This window comes from Sphingosinicella sp. BN140058, assembly GCF_004135585.1.
Taxonomy (GTDB): Bacteria; Pseudomonadota; Alphaproteobacteria; order Sphingomonadales; family Sphingomonadaceae; genus Allosphingosinicella.
This window is the reverse complement of the sequence record NZ_CP035501.1, coordinates 3,765,267-3,787,991: the sequence shown is the minus strand read 5'-3', so window position 1 is coordinate 3,787,991 and position 22,725 is coordinate 3,765,267. Positions and strand designations below refer to the sequence as shown.

General features: G+C 65.7%; 20 protein-coding genes. 9 read left to right on the top strand and 11 right to left on the bottom strand.

Going from position 1 to position 22,725, the window contains the following annotated elements:
* Both ETR14_RS17015 and ETR14_RS17010 read left to right on the top strand, forming a co-directional pair.
* Positions 1–1,380 carry a UDP-glucose/GDP-mannose dehydrogenase family protein gene (locus ETR14_RS17015; protein WP_129386527.1) on the top strand — a complete coding sequence of 460 codons (1,380 nt, stop codon included), beginning with the start codon at positions 1–3 and terminating at the stop codon, positions 1,378–1,380.
* Complete coding sequence (locus ETR14_RS17010) at positions 1,377–2,543, top strand: glycosyltransferase family 4 protein (RefSeq protein WP_129386524.1); 1,167 nt, start codon at positions 1,377–1,379, stop codon at positions 2,541–2,543. The genes ETR14_RS17015 and ETR14_RS17010 overlap by 4 nt, the downstream gene beginning before the upstream one ends.
* On the opposite strand, the gene ETR14_RS17005 is transcribed toward ETR14_RS17010, so the two are convergent.
* Positions 2,525–3,661 (bottom strand): glycosyltransferase family 4 protein, encoded by a 1,137-nt coding sequence (locus ETR14_RS17005; RefSeq protein ID WP_129386521.1) that lies wholly within the window; start codon positions 3,659–3,661, stop codon positions 2,525–2,527. The two genes, ETR14_RS17010 and ETR14_RS17005, sit on opposite strands and share 19 nt — an antisense overlap.
* Positions 3,658–4,668, bottom strand: a complete 1,011-nt coding sequence (locus ETR14_RS17000) for a sulfotransferase (RefSeq protein ID WP_165356490.1) — start codon at positions 4,666–4,668, stop codon at positions 3,658–3,660. The genes ETR14_RS17005 and ETR14_RS17000 overlap by 4 nt, the downstream gene beginning before the upstream one ends.
* A gap of 114 nt (positions 4,669–4,782) precedes the next feature.
* Here ETR14_RS17000 and ETR14_RS16995 point away from each other — a divergent pair, with 114 nt between their 5' ends.
* Positions 4,783–5,898 carry a glycosyltransferase gene (locus tag ETR14_RS16995; protein WP_129386515.1) on the top strand — a complete coding sequence of 372 codons (1,116 nt, stop codon included), beginning with the start codon at positions 4,783–4,785 and terminating at the stop codon, positions 5,896–5,898.
* 67 nt (positions 5,899–5,965) lie between these two features.
* Here ETR14_RS16995 and ETR14_RS16990 read toward each other — a convergent pair whose 3' ends face one another.
* Complete coding sequence (locus ETR14_RS16990; protein ID WP_129386512.1) at positions 5,966–7,297, bottom strand: O-antigen ligase; 1,332 nt, start codon at positions 7,295–7,297, stop codon at positions 5,966–5,968.
* Positions 7,298–7,648: 351 nt separating this feature from the next.
* Here ETR14_RS16990 and ETR14_RS16985 point away from each other — a divergent pair, with 351 nt between their 5' ends.
* Both ETR14_RS16985 and ETR14_RS28935 read left to right on the top strand, forming a co-directional pair.
* Positions 7,649–8,722: an acyltransferase gene (locus tag ETR14_RS16985; RefSeq protein WP_165356489.1), complete on the top strand. Its 1,074-nt coding sequence runs from the start codon at positions 7,649–7,651 to the stop codon at positions 8,720–8,722.
* A 536-nt stretch (positions 8,723–9,258) separates the two neighbouring features.
* On the top strand, positions 9,259–10,875 hold the full coding sequence (locus ETR14_RS28935) for a hypothetical protein (protein ID WP_206185857.1): 1,617 nt from the start codon (positions 9,259–9,261) through the stop codon (positions 10,873–10,875).
* Between the two features lie 171 nt (positions 10,876–11,046).
* Here ETR14_RS28935 and ETR14_RS16975 read toward each other — a convergent pair whose 3' ends face one another.
* From ETR14_RS16975 to ETR14_RS16965, 3 genes are all read right to left on the bottom strand, one after another.
* The gene (locus ETR14_RS16975; RefSeq protein ID WP_129386506.1) at positions 11,047–11,226 is read right to left on the bottom strand and encodes a hypothetical protein; all 180 of its coding nucleotides are present in this window, start codon (positions 11,224–11,226) and stop codon (positions 11,047–11,049) included.
* 91 nt (positions 11,227–11,317) lie between these two features.
* A complete protein-coding gene (locus tag ETR14_RS16970; protein ID WP_129386503.1) occupies positions 11,318–11,560 on the bottom strand; it encodes a hypothetical protein in 243 nt (80 codons plus the stop codon).
* 329 nt (positions 11,561–11,889) lie between these two features.
* On the bottom strand, positions 11,890–12,636 hold the full coding sequence (locus ETR14_RS16965) for a response regulator transcription factor (RefSeq protein ID WP_243455928.1): 747 nt from the start codon (positions 12,634–12,636) through the stop codon (positions 11,890–11,892).
* 499 nt (positions 12,637–13,135) lie between these two features.
* Between ETR14_RS16965 and ETR14_RS28440 the strand changes: the two genes are divergently transcribed.
* The gene (locus ETR14_RS28440) at positions 13,136–13,294 is read left to right on the top strand and encodes a hypothetical protein (protein WP_165356487.1); all 159 of its coding nucleotides are present in this window, start codon (positions 13,136–13,138) and stop codon (positions 13,292–13,294) included.
* A 54-nt stretch (positions 13,295–13,348) separates the two neighbouring features.
* Here ETR14_RS28440 and ETR14_RS28435 read toward each other — a convergent pair whose 3' ends face one another.
* The 3 genes from ETR14_RS28435 to ETR14_RS16955 form a co-directional block, all read right to left on the bottom strand.
* The gene (locus ETR14_RS28435) at positions 13,349–13,567 is read right to left on the bottom strand and encodes a hypothetical protein (protein ID WP_165356486.1); all 219 of its coding nucleotides are present in this window, start codon (positions 13,565–13,567) and stop codon (positions 13,349–13,351) included.
* 126 nt (positions 13,568–13,693) lie between these two features.
* Positions 13,694–13,879 carry a hypothetical protein gene (locus tag ETR14_RS16960; RefSeq protein WP_129386497.1) on the bottom strand — a complete coding sequence of 62 codons (186 nt, stop codon included), beginning with the start codon at positions 13,877–13,879 and terminating at the stop codon, positions 13,694–13,696.
* 388 nt (positions 13,880–14,267) lie between these two features.
* Positions 14,268–15,671 (bottom strand): tetratricopeptide repeat protein, encoded by a 1,404-nt coding sequence (locus ETR14_RS16955; protein WP_129386494.1) that lies wholly within the window; start codon positions 15,669–15,671, stop codon positions 14,268–14,270.
* A gap of 978 nt (positions 15,672–16,649) precedes the next feature.
* Here ETR14_RS16955 and ETR14_RS16950 point away from each other — a divergent pair.
* Entirely contained in the window at positions 16,650–17,834 is a 1,185-nt protein-coding gene (locus ETR14_RS16950) for a hypothetical protein (RefSeq protein WP_129386491.1), read from the top strand.
* Positions 17,835–18,084: 250 nt separating this feature from the next.
* On the opposite strand, the gene ETR14_RS28430 is transcribed toward ETR14_RS16950, so the two are convergent.
* Entirely contained in the window at positions 18,085–18,261 is a 177-nt protein-coding gene (locus ETR14_RS28430; protein WP_165356485.1) for a hypothetical protein, read from the bottom strand.
* A 998-nt stretch (positions 18,262–19,259) separates the two neighbouring features.
* Positions 19,260–19,430: a hypothetical protein gene (locus ETR14_RS28425; protein ID WP_165356484.1), complete on the bottom strand. Its 171-nt coding sequence runs from the start codon at positions 19,428–19,430 to the stop codon at positions 19,260–19,262.
* Between the two features lie 533 nt (positions 19,431–19,963).
* Here ETR14_RS28425 and ETR14_RS16945 point away from each other — a divergent pair.
* Together ETR14_RS16945 and ETR14_RS16940 are read left to right on the top strand one after the other, a co-directional pair.
* Complete coding sequence (locus ETR14_RS16945; RefSeq protein WP_129386488.1) at positions 19,964–20,284, top strand: hypothetical protein; 321 nt, start codon at positions 19,964–19,966, stop codon at positions 20,282–20,284.
* 580 nt (positions 20,285–20,864) lie between these two features.
* On the top strand, positions 20,865–22,640 hold the full coding sequence (locus ETR14_RS16940) for a hypothetical protein (RefSeq protein WP_129386485.1): 1,776 nt from the start codon (positions 20,865–20,867) through the stop codon (positions 22,638–22,640).
* The last annotated feature ends 85 nt before the right edge of the window (positions 22,641–22,725 follow it).

Here is a 22,725-nt window from a genome sequence, read left to right as displayed (position 1 = left end):
ATGCGCATCACGATCGTGGGCGCCGGCTATGTCGGCCTCGTTTCGGCAGCCTGCTTCGCCGACTTCGGCCATGACGTCACCTGCGTCGACAAGGACGTCGACAGGGTCGCGGCGCTCAAGCATGGCCGAATGCCGATCTACGAGCCCGGCCTCGAGAAACTGGTGATGCGCAACGCCAGTTCGGGCCGCCTCCGGTTCGAGCTCGAGCTGGCGTCCGCCGTCGCCGGCGCGGACGTCGTCTTCATCGCGGTCGGAACGCCGTCGCGGCGCGGCGACGGCCACGCCGATCTCAGCCACGTTCATGCGGCCGCCCGCGAGATCGGCAGCAACCTGGCCGGCTATACGGTGATCGTGACCAAGTCGACGGTTCCGGTCGGCACGGGCGACGAGGTCGAGGCGATCCTGCGCGACGTCGCGCCGGATGCGGAGTTCGACGTCGTGTCCAATCCCGAATTCCTCCGGGAGGGCGCCGCGATCAGCGATTTCAAGCGGCCCGACCGGATCGTGATCGGCGCGGAAAGCGCCCGTGCGGCGGCGGTAATGGAGGAAGTCTATCGCCCCCTCTTCCTCAACCGCTCGCCGGTGGTACGAATGGGTCGTCGCTGCGCCGAGCTCACCAAATATGCCGCCAATGCGTTTCTCGCGACCAAGATCACCTTCATCAACGAGCTTGCCGATCTCTGCGAGGCGGTCGGCGCCGACGTCCAGAATGTCGCGCACGGGATGGGCCTCGATAACCGGATCGGCGCCAAATTCCTCCACGCCGGCCCCGGTTACGGCGGATCCTGCTTCCCCAAGGACACGCTCGCTTTGCTCAAGACCGCACAGGACCATGAGACGCCGCTGCGGGTCGTGGAGGCGGTGGCCGCCGTGAACGACGCCCGCAAGCGGGCAATGGGCCGGAGGATCATCCGGGCGCTCGGACGCCCGGCACGGGGCAGCCGGGTTGCGGTGCTCGGCCTGACCTTCAAGCCCAACACCGACGACATGCGGGACTCGCCGTCGATCGCGATCATCCAGGCCCTGGAAGATGCCGGGGTCGAAGTCCGCGCCTACGATCCCGAAGGGATGGATGCCGCGCGCCTGCTGGTGCCCGGGGCCACCATGGCTGCAGATCCCTACGAGGCGGCCGAAGGCGCGGATGCCGTTGCCATCGTCACGGAATGGGACGTGTTCCGGGCCCTCGACCTTGAACGGCTCGGCGCCGTCATGCGCCGCCGGTGCCTGATCGACCTGCGCAACATCTATCGCCGCGACGCGGCGGCAGCCGCCGGCTTTGCCTACAGCGCGATCGGGACGAGCGCCGCTCCGCAAGCGGCGGACGCTGCATTCGAGCGCATGCCGGAGCCGCGCACGGCCATGGTGAGCGCCGCGCGATGACCAGGCCGGGCGGATCGGCGACGAGCGGCCGCCGGACGATCTGCTTCCCCTTCACCGGCGACACGGTCGGCGGCAGCCACATATCGGTGCTCGGCCTCCTCGCCGGTCTCGATCGCCTGCGACTCCGCATTCTCGTCGTGCCTCAGGTCGGCGACGGCGCCATCGCCCGGCTGTTCGCGGGTGAGGAGATCCTGCCAAGCCCCGAGGCGCAGGCGGGACCGCCCGGGCCAGGCGGGCGGGTCGGCGCGAGGGAGGCCTTGCAGGCGATGGCGGGCCTCGGCGCCAAGGTCCGCTTCCTGCGCCGCCACGGAGTCGACATCGTTCACAGCAATGACGGGCGCACCCATGCGAGTTGGGCCCTGGCCGCCCGCCTCGCCGGAGCCCGTCTGGTATGGCACCATCGCGGTGATCCCTCCGCGCGCGGCCTGCGGCTGCTCGCACCCTTGCTGGCCGACCGGGTGCTCGCGGTCTCGACCTTCGCGCTCCCGGCGCCGGGCCTCTGGTCGGCGGCGGGCAAGGCCGAAGTGCTGCACAGCCCGTTCGACACCTCGATCCGGCCCGATCGGGTGCGCGCCAGGGCGGCACTGATCGAGGAGACGGGGTTGCCGCAGGACACATTGGTCCTCGGCTATTTCGGCAGCTTCATTCACCGCAAGCGCCCCCTCGCCTTCATCGACACCATCGCGCGGATCAGGGACCTGCGCTCGCACCGGCCGGTGGCCGGCTTGATGTTCGGATGCCCGGAGGAGCCGGGAATGGAGGCCGCCATGAGGAGCCGGATCGAAGAAGCCGGAGCCGAAGACGTCGTGCGGCTGATGGGGTATCGCTCTCCGGGCGCCGAATGGATCGCGGCTTGCGACCAGCTCGTCGTCCCCGCGATCGGCGAACCGTTCGGGCGAACACTGGTCGAGGCCATGCTGGTCGGCACCCCGATCGTGGCGACCCGCTCAGGAGGCAATGTCGAGGCATTGCGGAACGGCGCGCTCGGCTTTCTCGTCCCGCCCGAGGATTCATCCGCGCTCGCGGAGGCCTGTTGCGCGCTTGCGGACGATCCCGCTCTCGCGGCGCGGCTTGCCGGCCTGGCCCGGGAGGATGCCATGACCCGCTTCGGCCAGGAGCATCATTGCGCCCGCGTCGCGGAACTCTATGCCGCGCTCGGCTGAGGGCATTCGCCGCGCACCGGCGGAGTGCCGCCAAGCGAGGTGACCGCGTCGTTCCATGCGAGGAAGATGCGTTCGGGCGCATACCGGATCGCCGCTTCCGGCGCTTCGGTCCGGAGCCGCGCGCGCAGTGCTTCGTCTCCGAGCAGCCGATCGAGCCCGGCGGCGAGCGAGGCGACGTCGTCCGGGGCGACCAACAATCCATTCTGCCCGTCCCGGACGAGGTCGGAGGGCCCGAAATCGCAGTTGGTGGCGACGACCGGCAGACCGGCGGCAAGGGCTTCTCCGAGCACGTTGGGGAAGCCTTCGTAGCGGGAAGACAGCACGAAGGCATCGGCATGGATCAGCCAGCTTCCCGGTTCGGCGCTGAGGCCGCGCAAGAGGATCCTCGACGACAATCCGACCGCCGCGGCCCGCCCGGCGAGCGCGGCTCGCTCGGGTCCTTCGCCCCAGATATGCAGCTCCCAGGCCGGGTGAGCGTCGGCGATCGTGGCAAAGGCGTCGACGAGGAGATCGAACCCTTTCTGCCGGGTCAGGCGCCCGACGGCGACGAGCACCGGTGCTCCGGCCGACACCGGCCTGAAGTCGGCGGGACTGACCGGATTGGGGATCACCTTCACGCGGCGGCGGGCCGTACGCGGGATGCAGCGGACGCTCCCTTGGGTCTGGCAGATGACGAGGCTCGCACGGGCATGGACGAGGCTCGAGGTCAGCCGCCACAGGAAATGGGCATCCTGCCGCTCCGGATTGTTTCGTTCCGCCACTGCCACCGGCACCCGGAGGCCGATGGTCGCGATCAGGGTCAGGATGTTGATCTTGGTGAGGAAGCTCACCACGACGTCCGGATCCAGCCTGCGCAGCGCGGAGCGAAGGGCCCGGATCCGCGCGATCAGGCCGGATGCGCCGGCTTGTCGCGGAAGCCCGAGTTTCACGACGTCGACGCGCTCGGGCAAGCCATGATAGACACGGTCCTCGCCACGGTCGAAACTGATCACCGTGACCTTGTCGCCGACCGCCGCCCAGCTCCCCGAGATCTGCGCGATCACCCGCTCCGCGCCGCCTGCGCCGAGCCCGGCGGTGACGATTGCGATATGGCGGCGGCCGGGCGGCTGCGCGATCATTTCCGTCCCTCCACCGTGTAGCCGAGCGCCGCCAGGTCGACGTCGATCAGATCCTGGGTGCGGGCATTGCTCTCGGCATAGAAGTCACCGACATGGGCGGCGATCACATTGCGCAGCCGTGCGTCCAGGCGGCGTTCCAGAAAGCGTGGCGAAAGCGCGGCGAAGAGCGGCCGCAGGCGCGCATATCGTTTGTGGAAGCGGGGGATGTGGAGCAAGGCGCCAGGACTTAGCTCATTATGGTAGAGCAACATGTTGAGCGGTCTCTGCACGGCCTGCATGAGGAGCGGCCGCGCCGCGTTGACGCGCTTCGCTTCTCCCACCGGCGCCGGCGCGCCGCCGCAATGCCGGACGATCCTCGCGCTGAACGCGGCGGGGTCGCGGGCGAGGAGCTCATAAGGAAGCACCAGTACCCGCTCGGCTCCGAAAAGCCCCCGGTAGAGGTCCAGCATCCGGTCGTAGCAATAATATTCGAGAGAGAAGCTCGGCTTCCGGCACAGACGAGGCTCGGGCGTGACCAGGAAATGCTCGATCGACTCGACGCCGCCGTCGGTCACGTGCTGGCTGTACATCGAGCGGATGACCGCCTTCTGCTCGCGGATCACGATCAGGATCCGCGCCTCGGGAAAGGTTGCGGCGAGGCGCTCGGCGATGAGCTGGCGGTCCCTTCCGCCCGACGAGGGGTAACCCGACAGGCGTTCATGACTGAGAACGAGCGTGCGCCCTTGCGCCAGCGCAAGATCGGATGCCGGGCGATAGGCGGCGGCGGCCGCGGCCGGATCGTAGAAAAGCGGGTCGGGTCGGACGAGCGCCTCGACCAGCGCGTGCCGGGGAGTCGCCGGATCGGTCATGAACCCCTGATCGCGCGCGTCGAACAGGTTCGACTGCAGCCAGGTCGACGCGGTCTTGTGATAGCCGATGTGCAGCAGCAAGGGTGTCCGGACCTGCCGGTCAAAGCCGCAATCTTCCCCCGCCCCTGCCTGCGCCCGGGGCTCTCCGACGTGATCCATGCCACACTTCTGCCACGGGAACCGTCGCGTCCGCCAAGGCGCATATTGCCTAATCCGGAATCGCAATTGCGAGCTCCCGGCGGCGACCCGATTGTCGGCCGGAGGGAGTAGGCCATGCGCATCTTGTCTGTCCTGACCAGCTTCACCTCGGGAGGCGCCGAGATGCTCGTCTGCAACCTGGCGAAGCAATTTGCCGGAGACGGGCATTCGGTAACGATCGTGGCGCTCGCAGATGCGGCGGCAGTCGGCAACAGCCCCGACACGGAGCGGGAGATGATGGCCGAGGCGCGCCGGGCGGGGATTAATGCGCGCTCGCTCTCCCTCGTCCGTCGCGGCAATCTTTTTTCCGGAGCGCTGGCCGTGCGGCGGCTGATGGCGGAGCTTCGGCCGGACGTGATCCATGCGCATACGGCCCGGGCCATTCCGATGCTGTGGCTCGCGCGCACCAAAGCCCCGATCCTTCTCACCCACCATAATACAAGGCTTAGCTTTCCGCCGGCGATGTTCCGTTTCTTCGACCTCAGCGTGCGAGAATATGTGGCGATCACGCCCGAATGCGCGCGGATCGCGCGCGCGCATGCGCGTCGGCCGATCCGGTTGATACCCAATGCGGCATCGGAGGCCTTCCGCGCGGCCGCGCCGCGGACCCGGCCGGCCGAGCGGCCGATGATCCTGAGCGTGGGCGCGCTGACCCCCCAGAAAGATTATCCAACCCTCATCCGCGCGGCGTCCCACCTGGCCACGGCCATGGCTGCAACCGGCCGCACGCCGCGCATCAGGATTGCCGGCGGTGGTGCGCTGATGGCGGAGCTTCAAACCCTTGTGGCCAGCGAGCGCGCGGGCTCGATCGTCGAATTGCTGGGCCCGCGCAGCGATGTCCGGGCGCTGATGACGGAGGCCGACCTCTACGTGAACTGCTCCCTGTACGAAGGCATGCCGATCGCGATTCTCGAGGCGCTCTCGTCGGCGTTGCCGATCGTCGCGACCGACGTGCCGGGGAACCGGGAACTGATCGACAACCGAAGCGGGATCCTGGTCCCCGGATCGGACCCGCAAGCGCTTGCGTTGGCCGTCCAGGCCGCGCTTACCGACGAGCTCGGCTACAGACGGCTGTCGCAGGGCGCTTTGTCCGCCGCCGCCGCATTCACGATCGATGGATGCGCAAGAGCGCATCTGCAGCTCTACGCGGATGCGCTGCGCGGCGACCAGCTCTCGCGCCGCGCGGCCTGAGCTGCTGCGCCGCCGACCTTCGCCAGATCCCGACCCCCAGGCTCCGGCTTACCCGGCGCATCGTGTCTCAACGGCGGTCGTGGCCGCTCCCGGCCCAGCGCCCCCCATAAACGGTGCTGAGCGCAACCATCACCGGCATCAGCCAGAGCCGGGCATACATGTGCGCACTGGTGTTCGTATAGATAAGGAAGACCACCAGCACGCCTGCCGCCATCGCGCCGGCGGCCCTGTCGATCCGAACCGCATTGAAGGTGAGCAAGACGAGCACGCCGAGGATGCTCAACAGGCCCAGAAAGGCGATGAAGCCGCCTTCGGTCCAGATCAGCAGATAGAGCTGGTGCACGGGCGCGCCGTGCAGGCTCTCCTCGCGGAAGCGATCTACCCCGAGGCCGACGAGGGTCGTGTCCTCCGCCATTGTCCAGGCTTCCTTGATCAGCTCCGCCCGGCCCGCAAAGGTGCCTGCCTGGTTGAGGTCGCCGCTGGTGATCGCGCCCGCGACACGCTTCTCGAACGTCGCCGGGAGCGGCGCTCCGCTCGCGACAAAGAGCGCGCCGGCAAGCCCGACCACGAGCGCGAGCCGGACCATCTGTCGCCAACCGACGAGGACCAGCGTTACCGAGGTCGACAGCAAGGTCGCCGAGAAGCCGGTGAACGAGGCGCTCAGCAGCAATCCCCAGGCAAGGATGCCGCCGCACAGCAGCGCCGGAAACCAGCCGATCAGCTTCTTGTGCAGCGAGTAGATCAGCATCGGTGCCGAGAATGCGATCACCGCGCCGTTCCAGTTCGCTTCTCCGGCCAGGGCACCGAGCCGCTCGCTGCCGGTGATGAACTTGGTTCCCAGCAGCGCGCTCGTCTGGCCGTAGGAGAAGAGGTTGATCGCAAGGATACCGACCAGCTCGGAGAGCAATGTGCCGATGCAATAGATCAGCGGGAGCCTGCTCGTCTGCTCCACCGGATAGGAGTTGAGCAGCATCGGAATGAGACATAGCGAGAAGCTATATTGGGCGCCGACCACCAGCCATCGGCTGAGATCGCCATTGACGGCAGTGCTCAGGAACAAGCCGCCGAGCAGCATGGCGACGGCGAGGAACCACAAGGAGGTGATCCCTCCGAACGGAGCGCCGCTGAGGCGCCCGGTGGCGACCATGATCCCGAAACAGCCGACGAACGCGATGTCTGAGATGGTGATGTTGAGGGTGCCTGGGCGGAGCACATGCCATCCACCGGCGAGGACGGACAGAAACAGCAGCATGCGGGCGGCAGCGACCCACAGGTCGCTCCCCGGCTCCACCCTGAGCAACGGATTGCCGGCCGCCCTGGATTGCCTCCGGGATCCCGCCGCATCCCTGGGCATCATAGATGGTGCCATCGCCTGGTCTCGGGTAAGATCCTGGTTCACGGGCCGGCCTCCTGCGTGCCGGCTGATCCTGGGCGTGCCGACGTCCCGCCGCAAATGCGCAAGAGCCCAGCGGCGATACATTTAGACCTACGCCTTTCGAGGTAGAAGCACGCCTTTCCCCTCACCCGCAAGCGCCCGCGCAAGCCGCGCCGGCGATGCTAGGCTACTCCAGGCCGGGCTCGGCGAGCCCGGTCCAGGTGCGTGGTCGATCCAAGGGTAATCTGTTCGATGCCTCGTCAGTCTCCGAGCAAGGCCCAATCCTGGCACTCACCACCAGGCGATGGTGACCGCGGCGGTGCTCCACCCTCGCAATCGCACCAGTCCCCGCCACCGGCCGCCGCTTGGAGGCGGATGAGCGGTTCCTGTTTCAGCCCGGCGGCGCACGGCCTTCGGGGTATCGCCTGCCTGCTGGTCCTCGCAGCGCACATCCTGGCGGGTGCGGCCGAGCACGTCTATCCCGGAGACCGGGACTATGTCGCCCTGGTCCGGATCCCCTCCTTGTTCGGGACCTACGGTGTCTATCTGTTCTTCGTCATCTCCGGCTATGTCATCCTGCCGAGCGCAATCCGCTACCCCCCGCGCGAGTTTGCGCTTCGTCGATGGCTGCGCATCTATCCGTTGTTCTTCACTTTCTCGGCCTTGTTCGTAATCCTGAACGCGCTGACCAATGCCTATCCGAAGCAGAACAGCCTCGGAGCCGTGCTTGCCGGCTTTCTCTTTCTCGACCTGTTCACACCGACCGAGCAGCTGACGCCGAATGCCTGGAGCCTTTCCTATGAAGTCGTCTTCTATTGCCTGACGGCGCTATGCGTCCATGCGGCATTGCGTACCAACAGCATCTTGTTGAAAGCGGCCGCCTTCTCGCTGGCCGCGTCCTTCCTGTTGTTCGAGCCGATCTCGATCTACTTCCTGGTCGGCGTGGTCATACGCCTGGTCCAGGCCCGGACCGGCCAGGTGGCGAGCCGGTGGTCGCGTCTCCTCGAAGCTCCGGCTCTGTTGCTCGCGCTCTACGCCGTGACTCTGGGCCGGCACGATTATCAGTGGCACGAATTCGATCGTCCCACCCTTCTCGCCTGTCTGCTCTTCACGGGCCTGTACTTTCATCTTGCGACGCTCGCCGGCAGCCTCAGCGGTCGGCTGCTCGCCAATCCGGTCACCGCTTATGCCGGAACGATCAGCTACAGCCTCTATCTCGTCCACCCGTACGTCTATTTTCCGCTGCGGGAGGGATTTTTGCGGCTGGGCCTGTTCACCGACGCAATTCCCCAGTCCATGATTGCCTTCTCGGTCGCCGTGACCGCACTCTCGCTCGCGGGATCGCACGTCGTCCATCTGTATCTCGAACGGCGACCCTATGAATGGTTTTTCCGGCAGCGTCTTTACGGTCGCACCCGATCACCTGACATCGGGCCGGCCCGCGGCTGACGCGCGCCCGTGGAGGGGCCGCCCAGCCCCGCGCCAAGACTCCTCATCTTCAAGGCCATCGATATGGCGTACCGGCTGCTTCGTCCGACCCAACCTGTGGCGTGCGAGCGGGGAAAAGCCGGCGACGCCCCGCTGCCGCGCCTTCGATCGTTCGACCGCCCGGCCCGTTCCTCGAAACGAAGCTTGAGCCGCGCCGGCCGCCGGCAGCTGTCAAACACGCGATAACCGGACGACCCGTCCGTTAAGTAACAAGGCATTTATTCGACTACGCCTTTTGGTCGATAGTGTATTTGCGACATTGCTAACAGTTGCGCATCCGGCAATGGGGCGCCGCCAGCTTCGCGCGAACGGCCGGATCATAGATCACCGCCCGTGTCAAAGCCGGCCAGGAAGACGGCACTTCAAGCCGTCTCCTCCTGCACGTCCTCGTCTTCGCCTTGCCAGGCGAATTCAACTCCACGCTGGGCTTCTCGGCATTGTTTCTGCCGGAGGTCAATATTGTATCATGAAGGTATTTTGCGTTGAAGAGTAAGTACATGTGTTTGCTGGTTGCCAGCGGCTTCGTACTAAGCCTGGCGACCAGCGAGGCGATTGCGTTTGACAAGCCAAAGCCAAAGCCGACCAACCCGGTGCCCGCGCCGCCCCCACCACCGCCGCCACCGGCCCCCGCACCACCACCACCACCGCCGCCACCCACGCCGACGCCGGCTCCGCCTCCGACACCCGCCCCGACCCCCTCGCCGGTGCCAAGTCCGGCCGGTTACAATCCCGCGAAGCTCCCCAGCGGAGCGCAGCGCGCTTTTCCAACCGCGGAAGGGTTCGGGGCGGGTGCGCTCGGCGGCCGCGGCGGCAAGGTCTTCGCGGTGACCACGCTCGCGGATTCCGGTTCCGGGTCGCTTCGGGAATGCATGATGGCAAGCGGACCCCGTACCTGCGTGTTCAGGGTGTCCGGCACGATCGAGCTGCTCAGCCAGATCAAGCCCACGTCGGGCGCACTGACGATCGCCGGGCAGACCGCTCCGGGCGGCGGCATTGCCATTCGCAATGCGCCGTCGAACCTGACCGGTTCCCCGATCTTCCTGAACAAGCCGGACAATATCATCCGTCACATCCGCATCCGGCCCGGCCCGACGTCAGGGGCGAAGCAGGACACGACGGATGCCGTGACGGTCGATGCCGGCGCGAAGAACACCATTCTGGATCACGTATCGCTCTCCTGGGCCACCGATGAACCGTTCAACTCGACCAAGATGTCGTCGAACATCACGGTACAATGGTCGCTGGTCTATGAAGGTCTCAGCCACTCCACCCACAAGCAGCTTGAACATGCCAAGGGCATGTTCATCGAGGGCAGCGGGATCACCGTCCACCACAGCTTCATCGGCCATGCCACCGACCGCCTGCCCAATGCCGGCGTTGGCGGCCGCGTCGATATCGTCAACGTGGTATCCTACAATATGCGCGAAATGGCGCATCAATATTTCTCGATGCTGCAGATCGCCCGCGAAGCCGGCTCCGGCGTCAAGCGCGAGGCCAACGTGATCGGGAATTGGGTGTCCCGCGGGCCGAGCTCCTCGGCGTGGCTGCCCATCTACGGCGGCGACTATCAGGAGGAATATTCGACTTATCCCGGCTATGCCGGGCTTTACCTCCAGGGCAATATCGACGGCCGCCGGATCCACAACACGCTCGATCAGCGGCTCTTCCTCGAGCCCAAGGACTGGAAGTACGTCACTGCCTATCCTTTCCCGATGGCCGTCTCCTTCTACACGGATGCGGCGCAGGGCGTTCGCGACGTGACCCAGTTCGCCGGCGCCTTCCCGAGGGATGCCTCCGATGCACGGGTCGTCGGTGACTTTCTCGCCTGCAAGGGCAAGATCATCGACAGCCCGACGGAGGTCGGCGGCTGGCCTGCACTCGCCCAGGGCTCGCCTTATCCGGACTCGGATGTCGACGGGATGGATGATCGGTGGGAAGCGGTGAACGGCATCAGCCAGGCCAGTCTCGACGCCGACGGCGACGGTTACACCAACCTCGAGGAGTTCCTGAACGAGCTTGCCGGCGACCAGGACGCAGCCGGAAACCTCATCCTGCGGACCGGGCGCGGCAATGGCGCCGTTCCCGCGGTGAATTGCGGCTTTGCCGTCAAATGAGAAATCCCGGGCAGGCGGCGCCTGTCCGGGTCACGGCGGGCCGTGGCGGACGCGTGACGATCCGCAACGGCCGGCCTTGCACCTTCGTCCTCGTGTCGAGAAGCTGAAGCGATCGCCCTGGAGCCGGCCGGAAGGACGCAGGATATGACGAAAGCTGCACGCCTGGAGCGCTCAACCGAATTTACGATCCGGAGTGCCGGTGCGCCCTCGCCGGCGCTGCGCCGCTTCGAAGCCAGGGGAAAGGACGAGACGGGGCTCGTGCACAGCTTCCACACGGATTGCGAGCAGCTCGCCGGCGATATTGCCGAGATTTTCCGTTGCGACTTGAGCGAGGTTCGCGTCGATCGGCACGCCTCGCGATCCTGACCCAACGAGACAGTCGCAAGCGCCGCAGCCAACGAATACGCATGAAGACGCCGTCGAGAAACGCCCGGAACCGGTGTCAGCCGTTCTCCAGGATCCTGACGCAGTCGAGGTCCTCGCCCATGATTTCGGCGATATCGACCGCCTGATCATGATTGTCGGTATGGAAGCTGTGGATATTGCCGTCGGCATCTTCCCCACAGACCTCGTAACGGCGCACGGCCGAGGTCGGCATGCCTGACGAGCGGATGCTGAACTGAGTCGTTCGGTCCGCGGCGGAGGGCGCTCTCTCGTAGAGCGTTCCGGGGGGCGATCGTCTCATGGCTCGGCACACGACGTTTTTTCCTATCTTAAATCAAGCGGGCCCGACGACTTTATCCACAGAAAAGTGACGGAAAGATTTCGATCGCGCGTCTTGGTGGTCGCACGGGAGCGATCCGACGCGTCCGAGCGAGAAACCGGCAGCCCTGCCGGACGGCTGCTTCACCGCGGCGGGAAGCAGGCATGTCCATCCGCGAGCCTCCGCCCGGGCTCCGGATCGTCCGGCTGCGCCATGCGCCCACCGTCCCACTGGAAAACCGCCGGACTTTCCCTCGTAATGCGCCACGGCAAGCCGCTTCGAGGGATCGCGCTATCGGCTTCGCGCCGTCCTTATTCGTGTCGTCCTGCCTTCAGCGCAATCTCCGAAGGAGCCAGCAGGCGCCATCCGCTCGAGGGGACGGTCAGCAGAATATTCTGACCGCCTGGGATCGCGCGCAGCTTTGCGCGTATGCGCGAGATGTAGACGTCGACGATCTTGGAGGCGCTCGGTGCATGATCCCCATAGAGAGCGGCGAGCAGCTCCGCCCGGCTTACAATTCCTTGGGAGGCGGCCGCGAGGACCCCAAGGATCCGATACTCGGCTTCGCTGAAGCGCGCCTTGCCGCCGTTGAACGACACGCTCTGGTCGAACGGGTCCATGAGGAACGGCCCGATCGCGACCGGCAGACGCGCCGCCGTATCGGACGGCAGATCCTGGAGCTCGGCGGCGGCACTTGGCTTGCCGTATCGCCGCAAACTCGCGCGAATACGGGCCAGGAGCTCACCCGGCATAAACGGCTTGGCAATGAAATCATCGGCGCCCAGATCCAGCGCCTCTACCCGCTCGCGCTCCGAACCGCGTCCCGACACGACGAGGATCGGCCGGTCCGAGAGCTGCCGCAAGACAATGAGGAGCTCGCGCCCATCATAATCGGGAAGACCAAGGTCGAGCAGAACGACATCTCCAACGCCTTGCGACACCAGCGAGATCGCCTCGGAGCCGCTCGCCGCCTCGCGCGTGTTGAAGCCGCCAATTTCGGCCGTCGAACTCAGCACGGATCGAAGCTTCGGATCATCTTCGACAACGAGGACTTCCATCGTCACCGCGTCACCTCCGCACGAAAGCGGTCGGCACGGGCAATGCTCCATGGGCCTGAAGCACCCTCTGCTCTCCTCTGCCGATGCGTTCCCATCCGAATCGCGCCATCGGCTCGCACGTTCGGCTTCCGTCTTCTTACCGGCGCGCCAGCCCGCGCGATCCCGTTGCGCAGGAAGAACGATTTCGGTCCGTCGTGGGTTACTCGAAGGATTGCACCGGGACAATGGCGCTACCCCGCCGCAGAAGATGGTGTTTCGCCTTGTGAGCGGTCATAGCAGCCAGTATTTTCGTCTCGGTTCAGAGACTTATTGCCTCGAAGCCCGGGAGCGCCTTCCCCGTTCGGCCGAAAGGCGTAGTCCTTCTTGTCCGTTGCGCGGGGGCGGGTAAGCAGCTTTCCTGCAGCACGAGATACATTCGGCGGGTCGAGGGAGCGAGGAAAAGCCTTCGCGGCCTGCAACCTGCCGACTCGGATCAGCCTCTCCGAGCAAGGGTCAGCCCATGTCAAAGCGCCGAAGCAAGTGGGGAGCCTCCCTCAAGCCCTCATATACCACCAAGCGCCGCCTCAAGGATCGAGCCGCGGGAACCGACTGGCCCTTCCTCGCCGCAGCCCTCTTGCTCCTTCTCGCCATCATCACCGGAATCGCCTTCCTCCGCTGATCCGGACGCGAGGCGCCTGCCGGCCGGTCCCAGCTGAAGCGCGGCCGGCGAACGTCAACGGCGCGCCAGCATCCGCTCGGCCCTGTCCATCCGGGCCAAGAGCGCGCCGACGATAACGGCGGGAACGGAGCGCCCCTCGGCGACCAGCCTGCGTACGTCCGCAAGTTCGTTTTCGGTGATCTGGTTCATCCTCGTGGTCCAGTCCTCGATCGTCCCGTCATCCGTCGCACGGGGCGTTGCGAGAAAGGCAGCGACCAAATTGCTCGGAAGCACGACCTAGCTGACACAGGTGTAAACGCGCTTAGCGACTTCGTAGGTGTTTTTGCAATTCATGCAAAGCAATGGGCGGGCGCGTGCGCCCCCCCTGGCAGGCATATCCCGGCCGCGACACGGCGCCGATCACCTGACGGTGCGAGAACTCCGGAGTTCCCCGGCGCCGTCCAGACGCTCGGCTTCGGCGCGATACGCGTCAGCCATCATCCGGAGCAGGTCGCGACGTCCCGCTTCTCCCTGTTCCTCGGCCTGGGCGCGGTAGCGGCCGGCACGCTCCAAGAGGCGCGCACTCAAGCGCTCCGGGAGGGACATGACCTTGATCCTTTGGAACCCGGCGGTGGCGGCGTCCTAAGACGATCCCGCACCCCGCCTCGGTGCTGGCTTAGAGCGCGCCTCGGGCCTGTCGCCATTCCGAGCTGCGGCCCGGGCGCCCGCCGACGCCCGGGCCGTCCGCGAACACCCCCCTTTGTTCCGCGGTTTTCCGGAAGCAGGGACCGCATCGATGCCGCGGAGACGGACACCGCCCGCAGCCACTGCATCCGGGCCAGCCTTGCCGGCGGCTCTCGCCTGATCATCTTGCCCCTGCTTCCCCTAGGCGCCCGCCCGCCCCGCGGCGGTTCGGGCGTCCGCCAATATCGCGCAGGTCGACCCGTCCGCTGAGGTGGCAAATTGTGGTATAATGATGAAAACGCTGCCGGGCCTATGAACTCGAGGCCATGGGCGGTGCCGGCAGCAGCGGCTCGAGGAGCCGCTGCACCTCGGCATCTCCTTTCCAGCGGGCGGCGATCCGACGCGTCACGGGCGCGGAATACCATTTTTCGCCCAGGTCATTGGCTTCGTGGAGGAGCTCCACCAAAGCCGTGCGGTCGCCCATTGCAGACGCGAAGAATGCGGGGGTATCACGCAGCTTGCGCGCGCCGACGGCAATCTCCCGCCGGGACTGCGCGATCAGTTCCGCGACAGCCGTGTCGGGATTTCGCCGGACCGCTGCGTCGATCGCGGAGGCGGCCCCCAGCAGATGCGGCTCGCCTTGCAGCCGCGCGCGCGCCGAGAAGGCACGCGAATAGCCGACGATGTCGCCTCTCGAGATATGCAGCCATGCGAGGCAATTATAGATGGTCGCATCATCAGGGGTGCGTCGTGCAAGAGCTTCGAGCTGCTCCAGCGCCTTGCGATCGCGACCTGCCTGCCAATGCGAGCAGGCCTGCTCGACCTCGATGGTCCGCGATCCTGGGGAGAGCAAGCGGGCCTTGTCATATTCCCGCTGGGCCGATTGATCCTCGCCAAGATCCGCGAGCACATTGGCGTACCAGAAATGTGACTGGGCATCGCGGCCGTCCAGTGCGATCGCGCGCTGGAAATTCTGCACGGCCGAAGGAGCCTTGCCGCTCCACCAGTAATCGATGAAGCCGAGCGCACGATACGCGCTCGGAAGTTCCGGATCGAGCCGCAGCGCCTCCTCTGCGTGCCGGCGCGCGTGGCGATAGGCGGTCGGATCATTCACCGCACCATATTCGCGGATCAGGAGCCAGGCCTCTGCCAGGCCGGCATGGGCCGGCGCGAAGCGCGGCTCGCGGCGGATCACGCTTCGATAGAGGCCGATCGCACGATTGAGGTCGGCGGGAGAGCGGCGCGCCCACAGATCACGGGCGGTGACATAATCGGCAGCCACTGCAGGGTCGCGCGGCAGGCTGATCGCCCGCGGCGCGCCAGTCCCCTGGGCAGGCTGACTGGCCTGCTGCCAGGCGATGGTGATGAAGACGAGCAGGACGAGCGCAACAACGCCGCTCACCGCGCGCCCCTGCCATGCCGGCCTCGGGCGCGGCGCCTGCATGGGGCCAACCCGATCGGGTTCCGGCAGTTGGGCCGGCGTTCCCGCACCCTCCCCCAGGGAGGTCGCTATATCGTCCTGCCGAAGCGCCCAGGCGGCAAGCTCGTGCTCGAAGGCGAAGATCGAACCCTGCTTCCCCCCGGGCAGACGATGGACCGGAAGGTTACGCTCGCGTGCCCAGCGCATCACCGTCGTCCGGTCACGGTTGAAATAGGCTGCGACCTTCTTCCAGCCGTCGAGCCGCGTCCCTGTCGCCGGTCCCAGAGGATCCATCCAACACTCCACCACGCGCTGCCCACAACAGCGAACTCGAGAGCGTGCGGCCCGGACCGCAGCGCGTCAAGGCACGACTTGGATCGACGACTATAAAGCAAAGACGCTCAGTCGTTTGGCACATCACGACCTATCTCTCCCGGGACTGACCCCTGGGACGAAAGGTGCCGACCGGCAGTACGCCGGACAGCCTCGACGAGGCAGGAGGGTCGGAGGAAATCTGTCGGACATCGGTTCGCGAGCAGAGGAGCGGAGCGTCCAGGAGTCTGCGGCGCCCGGAGCCCTTTCACTTCCTCAGTAGGGCAAGAACACCAGAAGCAATCGTCTCGCTTGCTCTTACCGGAGCGTGATCGGGTAACCGCAATGAGCACAGCTCGCCGGACAAGCTAAGCGAACGGACGATTAATACTTGCTTAACCCGAAACCACCTGAAACACGCGATCAGGTTCGAGCGCCGAACACTGCGGGAGAGGGGCGCAAATTTGGTAAATCAACAGACTTAGCCTGCCTGTACAGACCATTGCGACTTCAGGACCCTGCGGCGTGTCTGCGGCCGCGGGACGCGCAGAGGATTGCCTCGCGCAGAAGATTGCAGCTTATCTTGGGGAGGGATTTCTAATCATGACCAACGGATTTATAATCGAAGCTGGTGGAAGCTCGCGCGCGGTGGCCCTGTTTGTTACCGCTCTCGCGCTCGCCGGGATGACCGGACCGAATGGGAATGGCGGCAACGGAGCCGCGCCGATCGCTGGCGCCACCGCCGCGCCCCCCGGCTATAATCCGGCCAAGCTTCCGGACGGCGCGCAGCGCGCCTTCCCGACGGCCGAGGGGTTCGGTGCGGCCGCGAAGGGCGGGCGTGGCGGCAAGGCCATGTGGGTCACCACGCTTGCGGATTCAGGGCCGGGCTCGCTGCGCGACTGCATGGAAGCAAGCGGCCCACGAACCTGCATTTTCCGGATCGCGGGAACGATCGAGCTCGTGAAGCAGATCAAGCCTCGATCCGGCAATCTGACAATCGCCGGCCAGACCGCACCCGGCGGCGGAATTGCCATCCGCAACGCTCCGTCCAACCTGACCGGCTCGCCAATCGCGCTCAACAAGCCCGACAACATCATTCGCCATATCCGGATCCGTCCCGGGCCGACGTCCGGCAAGAAGCAGGACACGACGGACGCGATCACCGTCGACGCAGGCGCCCGCAACACGATTCTCGACCACGTTTCCCTGTCATGGGCGACCGACGAGCCGTTCAATTCCACCAAGGCTTCCGCGAACATCACCGTGCAATGGTCGCTCATCTATGAGGGCCTCAGCCACTCCACGCACATCCAGCTCGAACATGCCAAGGGAATGTTTATCGAAGGCAGCGGCATCACCGTGCATCACAGCTTCATCGGACACGCGACCGACCGCATGCCTAATGCAGGCGTCGGCGGGCGAGTCGACGTGGTGAACGTCGTTTCCTACAATATGCGCGAACGGGCCCACCAATATTTCTCGATGCTTCAGGTCGCCCGCGAACCCTCCTCAGGGGTCAACCGGGAAGCGAACGTCATCGGCAACTGGGTTTCGCGCGGTCCGAGCTCATCGGCCTGGTTGCCGATCTTCGGCGGCGACTATCAGGAAGAATATTCCACCTTTCCTGGCCATGCCAAGATTTATATCCAGGGTAATATCGACGGTCGAAGGAGCCACGTTACACTTGACGAACGCCTGTTCCTTGAACCCAAAGACTGGCGCTACGTCACGGCCTATCCATTTCCGCTGTCGATGTCACTTTATAGCGGCGCCGCCCAGGCCGTGCGCGACGTCGTTCAATTTGCCGGCGCGTTCCCGCGCGACGTGTCCGATGCCCGTGTCATGAGCGACTTCCTGGCTTGCAAGGGCAAGATCATCGACAGCCCGGCGCAGGTGGGGGGCTGGCCGGCGCTGGCGAGCGGCACGGCCTATCCGGACGCGGATCGCGACGGGATGAGCGATCTGTGGGAGTCCGCGAGAGGCCTCAAGGACCCGAACCTCGACCCCGACCGGGACGGCTATACCAATTTCGAGGAATTCCTGAACGAACTGGCGGGCGATCAGGATGCTGCGGGTAACGTCATCCTGCGAGTGGGGCGGGGCAATGTCGCCGTCCCGCCGGTAAATTGCGGCTACAAGATCTGAGACTCAACGCCGGGAAGAGCAGAGTGCGCCACTGCCCGCCGGCCGCGTGCCGCCCTTCCCGGCTGGACCCCGCAGAGATCGAGTCCGCCGGGCACGGCATCCAAACCCGCCGACGCGGTTTGAGCCCGGCATTGTTTCGCAACCCGCCCTACGTCCCGCCGGGATCACGGCGACAGCTGCCGATCGGGAATATGGATATCCCTTTGTCCGGCGGTCCATGAAGAACGCTCGAGACTGCAGCCAAAGCCGCTTAATGCGGATTGTTCACCAGGAACCGGGATCGCAACGACGCTAGCGCCGCATGGCTCAGCTTCAACGGCGGCGCGGCCTTGCACGTCGAAGCCTCGCTCATGCGCCCCGCACCAACCAGAAGCTCGCGCGGCTTCTGATCACCAGGTCGGGTGGCGAGTCGTGTCCAGATGTCCATCTCGGATCTCCGTGCTGCGGCGAAGCGTCATAGCCTATTCTGTTTCCCGAACGAAGCACCGGATGTTTCGTTGAGCATCCTCCCGGCACCCCCCCGTCCGGCTTGCTCCAGGCCCGCTGGGTCAGCAGTCGATGCTTGGCCCGGTCTTAATCCGGCAGCACCAGCAGCCCGTCCCCCATACGCTTCCAGATCCGCCATGCCGCTTTGACTCGTTGGACCTCATGGACATTCCGCCCTCGGGCATCTTGCAGTATCCTACCCTGCACATACGGGGAGCTCGACTGCCATCCAAGGTTGCGACAGTCGCGTGCTGAGCAAACCTTGTCCCCGACCGCCGCGGGACCTGCCTTCGCGCGTTCGCTCAGCCGACCGCCAAGCGCAACGGCCTGCGGGCTCGTTGTCCTGCCGCGCTCTCGGCGAAGAGGCTGATCGAAAGGGATGGGAACATCGGGTCGAGAAAGCCCGGAAACCTTCGCCGAAAGGCGTACGACGCCACCCGGAATAGCCGTCCCCGGCCCTATTGTTCCAATTGCGCCAACGCCCGCTTGGTGTTTGACTTCAAGTGCGCGCTGACTCCCTTCAGCGCCGCTGCTTGGTCGGCAGCCGGTCCCCGCCGAGACGACCCTTACTCGGCGGGGATTGTCATAACGTCAGGGTGGTCACAGCCAGTTGGATTCGGAAGGTTCGCCGCCCCCGCCTGCGATTGGCGCACCAGGTGACGAGTCTCTCTGGAGAGGCGCCACGGGAGTATACGGATGCAAAGACCCTCGGAGCCCCACTTCGTCACGACCCGCCTCGCAATGGCGGCAGTGACGTTTCTCCTCCTGAGCGCACTCGTGCATGCGGGCCTGCAGCTTCTCGCCTCGCTTTGAGCGAAGATTTCCCGCGCCGGAGCCGTTTCCGCACAACTCCACGCCTGCCCAGGCTTGAAAGAGAGCCACGCTCGAGGCGGAGCACCGTCGGCTCTCGTCGCGCGTGAAGCAGAAATTTCGCCTTCGTTACGGCACCGCAGGCGCGCCGGCTTTGCCACCCGCCGCCGCCAGGACTTGCCGGTAGGCCGAGGCAAGCCGTGCATGCGCTGCCGCTGCCCGCGGATCGCGGGCAGCTCCGGCAGCGGCCTGCTCCTCACGCACACGCTGCAGGAGATAACCGATATCGGCAGTCTGCATCGAACGTCTCCACAACGAAGTCGTTTGAACGTGCATCGTCCGATCGATGCCCGTCATTATCATGGATCACCAAACACGATGTTACCGTGCCGCAGGCACTTATAAAGTTGGTTCGCGAGAGATAATTAGCTGCGCAGACAGCAGAAAATGGCGGTACGACATGCACACACCGGGGCTATGCGGCACCGGGTTTCGGAGAAAAGCCCAAGCCGTTCGGCTTCAACGGAATGCGTTGCGAACTCCCAGTTACGCGCGCCAAAGGAAGTTGGTTCCTGCTAATCCCGAGTTCCTCGACTCGCGTAGAAGCGTTGCGCGACCCTGGCTTGAGCCTGCCGCAGAGAAGGCTTCGCGCCCGGACTAGGAACAGGTGATGCTCTCCCAGATGCTCTTTGCCAAGAGTGACCAGGGGCTGGCAGCCGGTCAGCCGGGATGGCCGTGCCGTGGCGAAGCAATCGGCAGGACCGCGGGCAGCGTCAGGAACGATCTGTTGAAGATGACCACTTGTCGCGAGAAGCGGCTGAAAGAAATTATGGATGATCACCATCTGGTCGCATCCCGTCGTGTGCGACTGCTCTATGACGGCCTATGGGGACGCAATTTCCCCTTGGAGACGAACCATGAAAAAAGCAGCAGCTCTCTTTCTGTTCGCAGTCGGCTTCGCAACTCCGACCATTACGTCGGCGCAGGTCGATGATACCGTCATTTACGGGACGCTGGCCGACTGCAAGACAGCGCTTGCGCAGGCGCGCATGCAGGACCCCTATTACTACACGCGTGAGTGCCGCCGGGAGGGAGAGGGTTGGAGCTTCCGCATTCGGGATCGGCCGGACGGCAGCACCGCGCCCGGGAAATGAAGAAAGAGGGCGCCGCCTGCGCGGCGCCTTCTCGCTCGGCCGCCGGCGGGCGAGGCGTTCCGATCTCCCTTTCGTCTCGCCGGCAAGTTCGTTGTCGTTACCCGCTCGGGGCTGGCCGTCTGCAATCGCCGCCATGCGAAACGGCAGCCGCTCCCTTCCGGGTGTCGCGGAGGATTCCGGAAGCATCGCGCGGGTGCGCATCCGGCAAGACCATGTAAGCTTCCCGGTGGTGCTCGTGGCGCTTGCCTGCGGACGACACGCAATCGATGGACATATGTCCCGTCGGCAGGAAGCAGGAGCGCGAGCGGCGAGCGGCGAGCGCGCCGGACTCGAGCATGAACTCTCGTGCCTCGCGGCGCCCCGTCCTCAACCATGCCGCACCATCGTAGCGACTCATACCGCCTGCATGCCCGCCGAACCGAACAGCCGGCCCGCACGCCGGCCCGCCAGGCCGCTACGAAGGCGAAGACCGAACGACTGGGGGTTCAGAGTAGGAGGCGCGCTCTCTGGACAACCGGCTGACCTGCCGTGCGGATAGTGGTACGATCGGCGCCGCGACCGGCCCTCCCAGGAGGTGGTGATGCAGAAGATAGTGCGCCCCTTGGCGCTTTTCCTCGTCGCCGGAACTTTGATGGGCGTACGCCCCGATACCCCGACGCGCTATTCGCCTGAACTGCTGAGCCTGCTCGATCCGACACGAAAGCTCGGCAACATGTGCGGGGGGAAGGTCGGAAGCGGCGCGATGCGCCAGAGACTGATGGTTGCTGCGGCTGCCGTGCAGAGAAAGGCAGCACCGGCTCCGCCGCTCTCCAGTCGCCTTGGCCGGGTGCAGTTCCCGATCACCACCAGCAACCGGAAGGCACAGCTATACTTCGATCAGGGCCTGTTGTTTGCCTATGGCTTCAACCACGCGGCAGCGATCGCGTCATTCCAGGAAGCGCAACGGCTCGACCCTGCTTGCGCGTTGTGCTTCTGGGGCGAGGCGCTGGCGCACGGGCCCAATATCAACGCGCCGATGGATGGCGGCGTGAACGCGCGCGCGATCGAGCTGGCGCGTCGCGCCGATGACCTGGCGGGAGCCGCCACCCCGCCCGAGCGGGCGCTGACGGCTGCGATGCTCCGGCGCTACTCGGCCAACGCAAAGGTCGACCGGGCCACGCTCGACGCCTCCTATGCCGATGCCATGCTCGCCGCCGCCGAAGAATACCCCGGGCATGACGATCTCGCGCTGCTCGCCGCCGAAGCGGCGATGGACACCAGGCCCTGGGATTATTGGCAGGCCGATCGCCGTACCCCCCAACCGCGGATCGGGGAAGCGGTGCGGCTCGTCGAAACGGTGCTGGCGCGCAACCCTGACCATCCGCAGGCAGCGCACCTCTATATTCACCTGATGGAAAACGGTCCCGACCCGAAGCGGGCTGAGGCGGCCGCCGACCGGCTCGCCGCGCCCCTGGCGCCGCAATCCGGTCACCTCGTCCACATGCCCGCGCATATCTATTTCCGTGTCGGGCGGTGGAAGGACTCGATGCGCGTCAACGTTGCCGCCGCTCGGGCCGACGAAGCCTGGATCAGGTCGAGCGGCGACAAGGGGCTCGTTCGCTACGGTTATTACCCGCATAATGTGCATTTCATCGTCACGTCAGCGCAGATGGCCGGCGATATGCGAACAGCCATTCGCGAGGCGCGACGACTGGAGAGCCTTCTCGATCCGGAGACCAGCGGTCGGATCGCCTGGATCCAGGCGATCAGCGCCGCTCCCTTTTTCGCAGCAGCGCAATTCGCGACGCCCCGCCAGATCCTCGCAATGGCCGAACCGGATGCGCGTATACCCTATGCCGCGGCGATGCGACGATATGCCCGGGCCATCGCCTTTGCCCGGCAGCGTGACCGGCCTGCGTTCGACAGGGAAATCGCGGCTCTCCGCATCTTCCGCCAAGGCAAGGTGCTGCAGACGATGGAGACCCAGGGCGTGCCGGCTCGCGACCTCGTGCAGGTAGCGGACCGGGTTGCGCAGGCCCGCTGGGCGCAGGCCAACGGCCATCCGGGTGAAGCGGCGATGCACTACCGTGCGGCCGTGGCGCTTCAGAACAGGCTTGCGTACATGGAGCCGCCTTTCTGGTATTATCCGGTGCAGCAATCGCTGGGCGCCGTGCTCTACCAGGCTCGCCAATATGATGAGGCGCGAGACGCGTTCAGTGCCGCGCTCCTGCAGTCGCCGGGCAGTGGCTGGGCGCTCTATGGCCTTGCCGCGACCGAGCGCGCGCTCGGGCACAAGGCGGAAGCGGCCGCGGCAGAGGCGGCCCTGGAACGCGCATGGGCCGGCGACCGCACCTGGCTGAGGATGGACCGACTGTAGCCCGACATCGGCTTGCGTTTCTTCGACTGCGCAGCTCTGCCTCGATCTCGGAGTCGCGGACGAGGCTCTCGACGTCAGGCGAAGT